Here is a 12,290-nt window from a genome sequence, read left to right as displayed (position 1 = left end):
TCCCCGGCCGGTTCCGGCTCCGCTTCTTTCTAGCGGGGACCGCCGGGGACCGGTCCCCGGTTCACGGAAGCCGCCGGACGAGGACCTCCGCCAGCGAGCGCGCGGTCGCGCACAGCGCGTCCCCACCGGCCGCCGAGGTGTCCTCGACGGAGACCACGGCGACTTCCTCCCGGTTCGGCGGAGTGCCCGGCAGCACCGGCAGGGCCGGGGTGTAGGAGCGGTGCACGACCTTGACCGCGCACTCCGGGTGCCCGCCCGGCACCGGCGCCACGACGGCGTTGCGGTTCCCGATGCGGATCCGGTCGCCCGGCACGTCCTCGTCCCCCTCGATCGGCCATTCCCGGCTGTACTCGACGGTGATCGTGCGCGGATCGTGCTCCCAGGTGCAGTCCCAGCCACCGAACCCTCGGTCCGGTTTCTTGACCCGGCCCAGCACACCCGACGTCGTGGCGTCGTCGAGCAGGCCGCAGGCGTCGACGTGCGCCAGTGACCGGTCCGGGAACGGCTGGGTGCGCCGCGGCAGGGGGCCGTTGGCGAGCGTGGCCAGCACGCCGGACAGCACCGACTCCGAGAAGGAGCAGAACGGCGCGTCCTTCGCGTCCGTCACCGCGCGCGAGGTGATGACGATCCGATTGGCGTCCGCCAGCGAAATGGCGCGTTCGCAGGAGCCGTCGTGGGCCTCGGGATACTCGATTTCGCCCATCTTGCCGGGTACCGGCGGCCGGGGCGGGTACCGCAGCGGGCCGGTCAGATCGAGCCGGGTCTGCACCTGCCCGGCCTTGCCGGCCAACGTGGTCGTGACCACGCAGCTGCCGAAGTTCAGCACCTCCGGGTCCACGAACGGTTCCCCGAACCCGGTGAGCGAGTTGAGCGAGATCGCCGCGCACGGGTCCGTCGCGGCCGGATCGGCACCGAGGGTGTTCGCGCCGGCCGGGGCCTGGCTGGCCGGCCCGGCCGTGCCGCCGTCGGTGGTGGTCCACAGCGGCCGGGCGAGGACGAACCCGGCCACCAGCGCGGCCACCGCCGCCACCGCGGCCCCGGCGAGAAACTGCCGGCGCAGGCGGCGGCGCGGCGGCCGGGGCGCAGGCGCGTCCGCCGTGAGCAGCGTGACCGCCTCGGCAGCACCGGGCCGGTCAGCCGGGTGCCGCGCCATCAGCGCGGCGAGCACCGGCGCGAACCGCCCGGCGCGCTCGGCAGGCATGGGCCGTCCGGCGGCGGCGCGGCGCATCTGCGCGAACGGGCCGTCCTCGCCCGAGCCCCACGGCGACCGGCCTTCGATCGCGGCGTAGAGGGTGGCACCCAGGGAAAAAACGTCCGACGCGGGGCCGGCTTCGGCGCCGTCGGCCACCTCCGGCGCGACGTACCCGAGCGTGCCGGTCAGCTGCGCGCCGCCGGTGCGGGTGACCTCGGTCCAGCGGGCGATGCCCAGGTCGGTGAGCTTCGCGACGTCGTCCGCGGTCACCAGGACGTTGCCCGGCTTGACGTCGCGGTGCACGATGCCGCGGGCGTGCATGTCCGCGAGCGCCGCGGCGAGCTGGACACCGATCCGCCGGACCCGGTCCTCGGGCAGCGGCCCGTCGTCGTCGATGAGCTCCTCGAGGCTCCGCGCGGCCAGGTACTCCGTGACCAGCCACCGGGCGTCCCCGTCGACGACCGTGTCGAACACCGTGACGACGTTCGAGTGCAGCAGCCCGGCGCCGATCCGTGCCTCACGGCGGATCTGCCCGGCGTCCTCGCCCAGCGCCCGCTTGAGTGTCACCTGCCGGCCGAGCTCGAGATCGACCGCCCGCCACACGACGCCCATGCCACCCCGGCCGAGCTCCTCCTCCAGCCGATAGCGGCTGGCCACGACTCGTCCCTTGCTCACCCGGGGAGTGTACGAAAAGCCGTGTCGATATGCTGACACCGCGTCACTGCTGCGGTCGGCGGAACCAGTTATCACCCGGTCGGCCGTGCCCGCACCGGAGCACGAACGGTCACCGGCCGGTCGACGTTTCAATGCTCGCCACGAGATCGCGTGCGGCATAGGTGAGGCCGGTGACGACGATCTTCTCGCCGCCCGCCAAGTGGATGAAGCACCGGAAGTCGCCGCCGGTCCACTGCGTGAAAGCAGTATCCCTGACGATGGGTTGCGGTTCCACAACCACGATTTCGGTCCAGTCGTAGGTCCGTATCCGGCCGGCGCGCTCCACGCGAAGGCCGTTCTGATGAACTTCGTAGACCTCACCGCGGTGGCGTAGCGCCCAGACACCGAAGAACACCGCGGCGACCAGCATGCCGATCGCCGCGCCTGCGAGCACGCCGGACAACGGCCCGAGATGATCCAACGGGTCCTCGCCGGCCGTGGCGTTCAGCAGCCACAGCACCCAAGTCGGCAGAGACAGGAGAACCCCCGCGATCAGGAGGGCAACCGCGAGCCACCCCCGGCGGTGGGTCAGGGTGTGATGCATCGCCAGCAGCTCGCCGAGTTCCGAATCCGCTGTCACGGGCACCTCGCTTTCCATCCCTCTCACGACGACACCACACTGTGGCGGCAGGCGCCGGGGACCGGTCCCGGCACATCCCGCATCACGACAGGAAGAACCCGGCCGCGAGCGCGGCCACCGCCACCGCGGCGCCGGCGAGCAGCCGCCTGCGCAGGCCGACGCGCATCCCGGCACCGATCGGCGCCTCTGCCCGGCGTCCCCATCCAGCGAGCGCTTCGGCCAGCCGATACCGGCCGGCCACGACGCGCCCCGCGCTCACGCGGGCGGTCCACGAAACTCCTCATCCCGGTGGCGGGCCGTACCGGTTCTCCCCCGGCTTGCCCCGTTCGCTCCAGAAGACGGTCAGGATGATCCAGCCGATGCAGGAGATGACGCCGACGCACCACCAGCCGGACCGCCCGGTGTCGTGCAGCCGCCGGATCCCGACGCTGACGAACGGCACCAGCCACGGCAGGTAGAGGATCGTGCCGACGGTGTAGAGCCACTCCTCGTCGACGACGTTCTCGACGCCGCCGAGGATCAGCACCAGCGGCACGTAGACCAGGAAGAAGTACCAGAACTCCGGCCGAGAGGCCCGCCCGCGGGGCCGGAAGCTCAGGCGCACCGCGCGGACCAGCGCGGCTCCGAAGCCGATTCGGCGGTACCCGACAACGTTTTCGAACTGCATCGGCCGAGCTTGGGGCGTCGCGCCGGGGAGCGGTCCCCGGTCAGCGCGGCGCCCCGCCGACGAACGGGCACAGGTGCGAGCCGAGGTTCTCGCTCTCGGGGAGGTCGTAGTCCTTGCGTCCCTTGGTATCCGCTTCGGAGGCCGGGGCGAGGAGCTGCTCCCCGCAGCCGGAGCGGGCCTTCCCGGCCTCGATCGGGAACGAGCCGACCGGCCGGCCGGTGCGCGCTTCGACGACGTCGACCCGGTACTGACCCCGGTAGGGCCAGAAGAGCCGCGACCAGCTCTTCTACCGCCGCCGCTACCCAACGAGTAGGGGTTGGCCGACAAGACCGAGCACCCCCGCAACGTCTACCTCGCCGAGCAGGACCTCATCGGCCCGCTCGACAGCTGGCTCAGCACCTGCTTCGCACCCCACCGCCTCGCCGAGACCATCGACGACCTCTACGCAGCCCAGCCCGAACTCAACGTCGATCCCGGCGCCGCGGCCGCCGTCAAGGCCGTCGAGAAATGCGACCGAGCACTCGAACGCCACCGCGCAGCCCTCGAAGCCGGAGCCGACATCGACCGCAAAGCGGAGGTCTACCGGCAGCTCCAGCTGCACGCGACCTACCACCCCGTGAACGACAAGTGCGGATCGAGACTAATGTCGATCCGCACGGCTGGGGTTATTGCAAGTGTCCGAGGGGGGACTTGAACCCCCATACGTGGGATATCTCCCGTGTTTGGGGAGATCATGCACTCATGGTAGCTCAGGTCACAGCGTCTCGCACCCAGTTGCCCTCACACGACCGGCTGACCGCGGACGTCGACCACAGGTCAGAGGCGTCGCCCGTCGCCCGCGCGACGGCTGCCACAAGGGGCAAGTTAGCTCTAGTACGAAGCGGAGCTCGGACGCGAAGACGGCCCCGTTCGCTGGCTTGGGCCGCTGCCCTCGAGCCTCAAGGTGATCCAATTGCGATCCTCGTTGGCCGCACTGGCCAGCGCTGCTTCATCGTCCGCTGCGTCGGGCTGGGCTCGCCCGGGTTGCGATCCCCCTGGCCGCGGGCGGCCAGCGCTGCCCCGGCGTACACGAGGCGCGCGCCCGGTTCCGGACGCGGTTGCGATCCGCGCCGGCCGCGGACGCACAGCGCTGCATGTCGCGTAGCACCGAGACCACGGCCCGGTAGTTGGTGTTGCGATCCTCGCTAGCCGCAGACGGCCAGCGCTGCCCGACGGCGGCGGATTGGAAATGCGGATTGTGCGGGTTGCGATCCTGCCGGCCGCGGACGCCAGCGCTGCTGGCCGGCCGACGGAAGCGACCGATCAGCTTGGTGTTGCGATCCTCGCTGGCCGCGGAAGGCCATGCTGCCGACACCAAGGTGGTGACAGGAATGGACATCGCGATCATGTTGCGATCCTCGCTCCCTGCTGACAGCCAGCGCTGCAGGGACCCGCCGCCGGTGCCTGGGGTAACCCTGTCGTCGTTGCGAACCTCGCTGGCCGCGCACGGTCAGCGCTGCCGTGCCGGTCAGCACATCGATCTCGATGCGGTTGTTGACGTTGCGATCCTCGCCGACCGGGGACGACCAGCGCTGCACCATCCACCCCATCTGCTGCTGCGGCGGCACTTCGAGTTGCGGATCCTCGCTGCGCTGCCCGCGTCTCGTTGTTACGGGCCCAGTCGATCCCGGTGTTGCGATCCTCGCTCGCCGCTGACCGCAAGCCTCGCCCGCCGGCCTGAATGTCGCGCTGATACTGACCGGCGAGTTGCGATCCTCGCTGGCCGCGGACGGCCAGCGCTGCCCAGCACGAGATAGGTCACCAGGCCGCGCCCCTCGGCGTTGCGATCCTCGCTCGCCGTGTGCGGCGAGCGCTGCCGGCCGTCGATGGTCAGTGTGCTGCCCTGCGGGATGTTGCGATCCTCGCTCGCCGCGTGCGGCGAGCGCTGCTGTCCTGGTAGGCCGCGTGACCTTCGATCCAGGCGGTGTTGCGGTTCTCGCTCGCCGCGTGCGGCGAGCGCTGCAGGTCCCGATCGGGTCCCCCGTGCTGATCCGGTGTTGCGATCCTCGCTCGCCGCGTGCGGCGAGCGCTGCCCGACGCGGTGACCAGCGTGCTGGTGGACTACCACCTGTTGCGATCCTCGCTGGCCGCGGACGGCCAGCGCTGCCGGCCGGCCTGCCGCCGCTGTGGTCCAGCCGCTACCCGTTGCGATCCTCGCTGGCCGCGAACGGCCAGCGCTGCTCCAGGCGTCTTCCGCCGCGACGATCTGGTTGTACCAGTTGCGATCCTCGCTGGCCGCGGGCGGCCAGCGCTGCCTGTGCGGGGCGATCCACCCGGCCTCCACGCAAATGTCGTTGCGATCCTCGCTCGCCGTGCGCGGCGAACGCTGCCCGCTGGCGCGGTAGAGGTGCATCGGCATCCATCGGTTGCGATCCTCGCTCGCCGTGTGCGGCGAGCGCTGCTGCCTACGGCGTCTACGAGGGCCGCAATCTGGTGCCGTTGCGATCCTCGCTGACCGCGGACCGCCGGCGCTGCCCAACTCGCCCGGGCTGTTCGTCAGCACCGTTCACGCGTTGCGATCCTCGCCGGCCGCGGACGGCCGGCGCTACAGGCTGTACCCGCTGGTGTTCCAGTCCGAGATCGGGTTGCGATCCTCGGTGGCCGCGGACGGCCGGCGCTGCCGCAGCACGGTGACGTACTCCGCGCGCTCAGCGCAGTTGCGATCCTCGCTGGCCGCAAGCGGCAAGCGCTGCGTCGGCCCGCCGCTCGGCATCTACTTGGACGAGGTGACGTTGCGATCCTCGCTAGCTGCAGATGGCCAGCGCTGCTTGGTTGAGGATCCGGATCGCCAAGGAAACTGCCTGCGCGTCGTCGGCATTGTACTCAGTCGACGACTCGGGTCAGTGTCACTCCCTTGGGCAGTTCGTCTTCAACAGTGACCTTGTAGTCGTCGATCGACCTCGGTGCGGTCACACCGTCGAGCAGGGCGGTGTCGATTCCCTTGAACAGTTGACTGGCGCGTGCTCGTCCGTACGCGTCGTCGTGGCTGAAGATGTACAGGCCTTTGACGTCCATTTCTCCGCGCCCGCTGGCTCGGTCGTGCTCGAAGAGATTGATCAGTGTCTGCCACAGCGTCTCCAGATCCTGTTGGGTGACGCCGGTTTGCTCTCCCCGCGGGGCGCTGTAGTGCAGGTGGGCGCGATAGAGTCCGTAGTGGACGGTCCACTTGGATCCCATCTCGGTGGATTCGCCGCTTTCGATGTCTTTCTCGGTTGTCTGCGTGATGCGGGTGATGCCGTGCGCTTGGGTAAGGATGGGGCTGACGCTGCGGGCGAAGGTGAGCTGAAGGGGGCCGCGGATCCGTCCGGCGTTGCCGTCGCCGGTGCCGACGACGCCGCCGAACATGCGGATGTCGAAGAACTCGTTGCAGAGCCACTGCTGCACATCGGTGCGCTGCTGCGGGCTGGTCTTCTTGGTCAGCGGCGTAGCGGTGGCGGTGAACGCGCGTTTGATGTTGGTGTTGAGTGCGACGTCGGCTTCGACGAAGATCTTGAAGCGCTCTTCGCCGGGGTGGAGCAGCGGGATCTGGTCACGGATCTTGCGTTTCAGGCAGACGTCGGTGACGAGGCCATGGCCGGTTTCGACGTCGGTGCGGGGCTGGTTGCCGGCGTCGGGGTCGCCGTTCGGGTTGCCGTCGATGACGTCGAAGAGCAGTACGGCGTCGTGGCGGCGCTGTGGGTCGAGGTGGGGCTGCTTCATGGTTCCTCCTGGGTTAGTTGTCGGTCGCCTGGTCGGCGTCCGTGTCGGGAATCGCCGGGATGTTGTCGTCCGTTCGCTGGCCGCGGGCTGCTGCGAGTGCGAAGAAATGGTTGCGTTGGTCTGCGTAGCCGTTGAACCAGGAGCACTGGTCAGCCAAGCCGAGCGCCAGCGGTATCGGCTTGAGTCGTGCGCTGAGGTCGTCGCGTTGCTTGGCGTAGTGGACGGCGAGTCCGTCGCGGTTGCGGCTGCGCAGCTTCTTCAGGTGGGCCTGGGAACCGCGAAGGAGCTCGGGGACCACCCGTGCTGGGCTGGTTGATGCGGCGGCGAGGTATCGGTCGGCCAGGGTGGTGTTGAGCTTCTTGTCCTTGCTGTCGAGTCTGGTGGCGGTGTATTGGAGGGATTCGAGGACGGCGAAGAGCCGTCCGGCGAGGTATGCGGGTGTGTCGTCGGTCTCGTCGAGTGCCAATCGGGTCTCCTTATCCGGTCTGAAGGTCCTCCTGATGAGGAGCTTGAGCAGTGCTTGGCGGGGACCGTCGAGGTGCCGGTCGGCCCGCAGCCGCTGTACGAGGTGATGGGCGAGAGTCACTGGGGGTGGGTTCTCGTGGAGCGCTGCGGCAAGTAGATCTCGCTGTGCCCACAGCGGACGATGTGCGCCAGGATCACCCAGGGGCAGATACGCCCCGCGTTGCCGGTCCCATCGTCCGAACGCCAGCGTGAGACGGTACAGAGAGAATCTCCGCGCTGTGCCGGTCCATGGGTCCAGCACGCTGTGGTCGGTGAACCACCGTGCGACCGCTTGCTTGGCCGCGGGTAAGGGCACATCGATCCAGTCGCGCAGGACCAGGCGGGTCTTGTTCGCCGACATCGCCGCTGCGCAGAACAGGCTGGTGTCCACTCGCCCGGGTTCGCGTCCGGATTTCGGTGCGTCGATGATCGTTCCGGCCGTTTTGACGAGCCACGCAGGATCAGGCCCGGAGGCGGTGGGAGTTTCCGCGAGCAGCGCATCGATGGCTGCCTCGTCGGGGTCGAAGACGAGCTGGATCGGCGCGGCCGTGCCGGGTTCGGCGTGCAGCAGCCACCAGGCCAGCGCGGTGTCACCGATCCGCCGGTGGTGGTCACGGCTGCGCAGCAGGTGGTCGAGTGCGGCCACGCTCGCTTCCGCGCAGGACACACAGATGGGTGAATGCGCGAGCTGGATGGTCAGGTCGAAACCCATGGACTCCTTATTCACGCTCGCCAGCGCCACCGAGTTGGGCTGGGGCCGGTTCTTGCTGCGGCTATCGGGGTCGAATCCCATCGCCGGAATCAGGCCGGCGGTCACCTGCCGGGGGAAGGTGTCGATCAGTTGTCCCGTCCTGCCGCAAACGAGGCACATCCCGGTGGCGTCGGAGGCCTTGCGGCCCGTGGCGACGTGGGTCCATCGTCGCTTTGCTGCCGGCGAGAGGTGGACGAACCGGCCGTTGACGCGGAAGGCGACCAGGTCGCTTGAGGAGTACTTGTCCGGGCGGGTCAGATGTTGCTGGCCGTCGCTTCGCAGGAACGTCAGCAGTGCCCGTGCTCCGCGATCGCGCGGGCTGGCCTCGGCCCAATCGGCCACCAGCGTGGTGAACGCCGCATGGCACCGCCGAGCTCGTTCGACGTCCTTGGGGTCTGCGGGGCGACCGCTCTTGCCTGGGCTTGGCCATCCGAGGGCGTTCTTCAGGTCGTCGCAGGCGAGCATCGGCTGCGGCGCGGTGCCCGAGCGTTGCAGGTTCGGGACGAGCTCGCGCTTGCCGTTGCGGCGGGCCGACTCGTCCGGCACCGCGAGGTCGACCAGCTCGCCCTCGGGCCGGCCGTCGGGATGCAGGTCGAGCATCCATCGGATGCTGCGCCGGGCGTGAAACGGCGGCGGCATCGCCTCGCTGGATTCGGCGAACTCGCGCAGCCGGGTCAGGAACATGTCCGGTCCGCCTCAGCTGCGATGCTCGGCCTGATGGTCGCCTGTTCGTCGAGCGCGGGGTCGTGGATGCCTTCCGGCGGGACGTCGAGGACGCCCTGGCGCAGCCAGGCGGTGAACCAGGTCGAGCGCGGCGGTCGGGTTGTGTGGTCGACGTCCAGCAGCATGATCCCCAGATACTCATCGTGCGGAACGGGGCCGACGGCGGGGTCCGCGGCGCCGAAGTCGGTGGCCGAGAACTCGCGGCACCCGAGGTAGGGCTGGCTGAAGCAGGCACCGCGATCGATCCGCCGGCGAGCTTGCGCGACGTACTTGCCCAGGCTGTCGGTCGCGTGGGGACGCAGCGCCACGTCCGCGTGGATGCGGTACGCGACATCGCGCAGGGCCAGCGTGAATCGCTGGTCACGGTCGGCTGCCGCGTCGTATCGGAAGTTCGCGCCTTGCCGCTGAATGGTTGAGAGGGCCGGTGCCGAGGAGACTTCGTTGCGGCGGATTCGGAACCATCGGATCGGCCGCAGCAGTTCGATTTTTCTGATCCGGTATTCGAACTGCGGCTTCCAGAACACCGCCTCCAGCACCCCGCGCGCGGCGCTGGGTGTGATCACGGGGTAGCTGATCCGCTCGGCCTTGGCTTCGGGCCGGGTGAAGCAGGCGTAGTCCCCCGCCACGTCGAGGACGATAGGGGTGTCGGTGGTGACGGGTTTGCGTAGCTGTCCCATTATTGGTCCTCCGGGGTGAGGTCGATGCCGAAGAGCGGGTCGTAGCGGCCTGTCCAGATGTGCAAGTCGCCGGCCAGCCGGACGAGGCGGGCGTCTCGTTGCCCCTCGGCGAACGAGCGTGGCAGTGAGGCAAGGAAGGGCTGAAGGTGCCTCAGCTGGTCAGGCCGCACCGGCCTGCCGCGCTGGAGCGCGGCCACCACACGATCGGCCTTGGCACGCGCCTCGGGACCGGCGATCGGGGTGTAGTCGACCAGGACAGGTACCGACTCGTCGCTGATCATCTTGAACAGCTCGCTGACGCGCAGGCAATCCCATTCGTGTCGGGCGTCGATCACGGCTTGACCGCGTACCTCCGGTCCCAGCGTCGCGTACAGCCCGGTGAAATAGGCGGCCAGCGCCGCTAGGTCATCCGGTTCGGCTTGGCCGGGCGCCGGTCCGAAGCGGCGTCGGGTCTCGTGCAGCGGCACCTCGTAGGAGGGCGGCCGGCCGAATTCATGTGGATCGAACACCACGACCAAGCCGCCCTCGCGGCCCAAGTGGCCTTCACGGTTGCAGCGGCCCGCGGCCTGCAGCATCGCCTCGGCCGGCGCGTACGAACGGAAAACGACCGGGAAATCCAGGTCCACACCGGCCTCCACCAGCTGGGTCGACACCACGAGCACGTCCCCATCACCGGGGAGCAGCCGTCGGATGTCCTCGATGGTGTCGAGGCGGTGCCGGGAACACATCCGCGTGGACAGATGCCGGATCGCCGCCGATCCTGTGTGGGCTTCCTTCCAGGCCCGCAGCACTACCCGCGCATGGTCGGTGGTGTTCACGACTACCAGCGCCCGGCGGTGCTTCGCGGCCTCGGCGGCCACGTCGGCCAGGAGCGGCTTTGGCCTCCGCCACCACCGGTACCGGACACGCCGCAACGCGGCATACAGGCTGCTCGGATCAGCCACGATGGACGTCGGTGTTACGCCCTTTAGCACGGGCAGGTGCCAGAACTCTGGTTGTGTCGCGGACGCGAAAAGGACCGTGGCGCCGAAGTGCTCCACGAGCTGCCGCAGGGCGAGCAGGACGGGGTCGAGCAGGTGCACCGGGATTGCTTGGACCTCATCCAGAACGATCACCGCGCCGGCCAACCGGTGTACCTTGCGCATCCGCGCCGGCGTCCGCGCGTGGATGGACTCGAACAGCTGCACGGTGGTGGTGACGATGAACTCGGCGTCCCAGTTCTCGGCCGCCAACCGCTGCCATCGTGCACTCCTTCGGTCATCGTCGAGGTTCACCGCGGTGTGGTGCTCCAAGACCACCCCGCCGGTCCCGTCCGGGTCGAGCAGGTCGCGGTACACCTTCGCGTTCTGATCAGTGACGGACAGGAACGGCACCGCGAAGACCACACGCCGCAGGCCATGGCGCTCGGCGTGGTGCAGCGCGAACCCGCCCGCAGCGAGCGTTTTACCCGCTCCTGTCGGCGCTTCCAGCCGGAAGAACCCACGCGAGCACGCAGCCGCTCGAACGCTGTCCGCATAGACCTGGGCGCGCAGGTCGTCGATCGACGAGGGCTCCCGTTTAGCCACGAGACGTGCCCGCTCGCGCTCGAAGCGTTTCAGCAGCTCAGCCATCCCCACAGCCGATTTTGTTGACACGCGTTCAATACCGCGAAAGTGTGCCGCCGTGTCAAGGTGATCAGCGTCGACGAGCGCGGAGAAGAGCATCCGCAGCAACATCTCGCCCGCTTCTGGTCCCTCGCGTGCCCAATTCGGCCACGTCGGCGGGGTCGGCTGCCGAAGCTCGGCGATATGTCCTGACAATTGGCTAACAGCCTGGTCCTCGGCAAGTCGATCACGTTCCGGACTGGTCAGGAAGGCATGTAGCTGGGCCGGGTTCTCGAGGCCGCCGTGATGACCGTGAATGGCCATCGCGAGCCGCCACAAACCCACCCGCTCAACAGCGAACCGGGTGCCCGCCGCCTTGTGGTCGATCCCGACCCGACCGCCGTCCGCCCCTAGAGCGACGAGCCTCTGTTGCCAGGTCTCGGCCCCTTTGCCCAGGTCATGCAGCAGACCCAGCCACCACGCCAACGCCGCAGCACCGAAGGCATCGGCGAACTCGGCAGCACGAGACGCGACACTGGTCAGGTGCTCGACCAGGCCATGCCATTGGCCGGCAGCGTTCCCGCTGTGCGACCACAAACAGCCTTCGTCAATCTCCTTCGACAACACGGCGGTAGGCATACTCCCGGGCACCGACAAAAACCGACGTCAACCCCCTTCAGAGCCGATGAGGCCGCCGCAGTTCACACGATTGGGTTAACCACACGAGTATGGTCGGAAGATCAGCCTGGTACCGGATCCCGTACGTGATCTTGTCGGCATTCTTGAGATCCTCGTCCGCCGCTCGCGGCGAACGCTCTTCCGAGTACGGATTCAGCAGTATGGATGGATAGAACCGTTGCGATCCACGCTCTCCGCGGACGACCAGCGCTGCCCACCGGGATCCCGATCCGTTCGCGGCGTTTGATCATGTTACGACCCTCGCTGACCGCAGGTGGCCAGCGCTGCCCACCGATGACGTACTCCAGCATGTCGACCACGACGTTGCGATCCTCGCTGGCCGCGACGGCCAGCGCTACCCCGGGCCAGGCTCGGTCCGGACCGGCACGAGCCAGTTGCGATGCTCGCTCGCCGCCGTGGCGAGCGCGACGCGAAGCTTCCGCTGTGCTTCTGCGTACTGGAGTGCGTGTTGCGATCCTCGCC

At 68.8% G+C, this 12,290-nt stretch carries 10 protein-coding genes and 1 CRISPR repeat array; of the genes, 1 reads left to right on the top strand and 9 read right to left on the bottom strand.

The annotated features are described in order from the left end of the window. Positions 1 to 61: 61 nt before the first annotated feature. From ACIRSS_RS24060 to ACIRSS_RS24045, 4 genes are all read right to left on the bottom strand, one after another. Complete coding sequence (locus ACIRSS_RS24060) at positions 62 to 1,867, bottom strand: serine/threonine-protein kinase (protein WP_400898478.1); 1,806 nt, start codon at positions 1,865 to 1,867, stop codon at positions 62 to 64. A 109-nt stretch (positions 1,868 to 1,976) separates the two neighbouring features. Beyond that, positions 1,977 to 2,504, bottom strand: a complete 528-nt coding sequence (locus tag ACIRSS_RS24055) for a hypothetical protein (protein WP_400898476.1) — start codon at positions 2,502 to 2,504, stop codon at positions 1,977 to 1,979. A 64-nt stretch (positions 2,505 to 2,568) separates the two neighbouring features. Next, entirely contained in the window at positions 2,569 to 2,745 is a 177-nt protein-coding gene (locus ACIRSS_RS24050; protein WP_400898474.1) for a hypothetical protein, read from the bottom strand. Between the two features lie 21 nt (positions 2,746 to 2,766). Next, entirely contained in the window at positions 2,767 to 3,153 is a 387-nt protein-coding gene (locus tag ACIRSS_RS24045) for a DUF805 domain-containing protein (protein WP_400898472.1), read from the bottom strand. Between the two features lie 316 nt (positions 3,154 to 3,469). Between ACIRSS_RS24045 and ACIRSS_RS24040 the strand changes: the two genes are divergently transcribed. Then, positions 3,470 to 3,847 carry a hypothetical protein gene (locus ACIRSS_RS24040; protein ID WP_400898470.1) on the top strand — a complete coding sequence of 126 codons (378 nt, stop codon included), beginning with the start codon at positions 3,470 to 3,472 and terminating at the stop codon, positions 3,845 to 3,847. Between the two features lie 294 nt (positions 3,848 to 4,141). On the opposite strand, the gene ACIRSS_RS24035 is transcribed toward ACIRSS_RS24040, so the two are convergent. The 5 genes from ACIRSS_RS24035 to cas3 form a co-directional block, all read right to left on the bottom strand. Continuing rightward, entirely contained in the window at positions 4,142 to 4,540 is a 399-nt protein-coding gene (locus ACIRSS_RS24035; RefSeq protein ID WP_400898469.1) for a hypothetical protein, read from the bottom strand. 293 nt (positions 4,541 to 4,833) lie between these two features. Beyond that, positions 4,834 to 5,960: direct repeats of the CRISPR family, unit length 20 nt; unit sequence GTTGCGATCCTCGCTCGCCG. Positions 5,961 to 6,015: 55 nt separating this feature from the next. After that, positions 6,016 to 6,891: a type I-C CRISPR-associated protein Cas7/Csd2 gene (cas7c, locus tag ACIRSS_RS24030; RefSeq protein ID WP_400898467.1), complete on the bottom strand. Its 876-nt coding sequence runs from the start codon at positions 6,889 to 6,891 to the stop codon at positions 6,016 to 6,018. 13 nt (positions 6,892 to 6,904) lie between these two features. Next, complete coding sequence (cas8c, locus tag ACIRSS_RS24025) at positions 6,905 to 8,830, bottom strand: type I-C CRISPR-associated protein Cas8c/Csd1 (protein WP_400898465.1); 1,926 nt, start codon at positions 8,828 to 8,830, stop codon at positions 6,905 to 6,907. After that, complete coding sequence (cas5c, locus tag ACIRSS_RS24020) at positions 8,821 to 9,546, bottom strand: type I-C CRISPR-associated protein Cas5c (protein WP_400898463.1); 726 nt, start codon at positions 9,544 to 9,546, stop codon at positions 8,821 to 8,823. Before cas5c ends, cas8c begins: the two co-directional genes overlap by 10 nt. Continuing rightward, on the bottom strand, positions 9,546 to 11,756 hold the full coding sequence (gene cas3 / locus ACIRSS_RS24015) for a CRISPR-associated helicase Cas3' (RefSeq protein ID WP_400898461.1): 2,211 nt from the start codon (positions 11,754 to 11,756) through the stop codon (positions 9,546 to 9,548). Before cas3 ends, cas5c begins: the two co-directional genes overlap by 1 nt. Positions 11,757 to 12,290: the final 534 nt, after the last annotated feature.

The organism is Amycolatopsis sp. NPDC101161, assembly GCF_044768185.1.
GTDB lineage: Bacteria > Actinomycetota > Actinomycetes > Mycobacteriales > Pseudonocardiaceae > Amycolatopsis.
Note: the sequence above shows the minus strand (reverse complement) of the source record. Positions and strands in the feature narration are given on the sequence as shown.

Excerpts from the sequence above, each read along its gene's own strand:
- ACIRSS_RS24055 (WP_400898476.1), bottom strand. The coding sequence starts at position 2,504 with ATGGAAAGCGAGGTGCCCGTGACAGCGGATTCGGAACTCGGCGAGCTG.
- ACIRSS_RS24045 (WP_400898472.1), bottom strand. The coding sequence starts at position 3,153 with ATGCAGTTCGAAAACGTTGTCGGGTACCGCCGAATCGGCTTCGGAGCC.
- cas5c (WP_400898463.1), bottom strand. The coding sequence starts at position 9,546 with ATGGGACAGCTACGCAAACCCGTCACCACCGACACCCCTATCGTCCTC.
- cas7c (WP_400898467.1), bottom strand. The coding sequence starts at position 6,891 with ATGAAGCAGCCCCACCTCGACCCACAGCGCCGCCACGACGCCGTACTG.
- ACIRSS_RS24035 (WP_400898469.1), bottom strand. The coding sequence starts at position 4,540 with ATGATCGCGATGTCCATTCCTGTCACCACCTTGGTGTCGGCAGCATGG.
- cas8c (WP_400898465.1), bottom strand. The coding sequence starts at position 8,830 with ATGTTCCTGACCCGGCTGCGCGAGTTCGCCGAATCCAGCGAGGCGATG.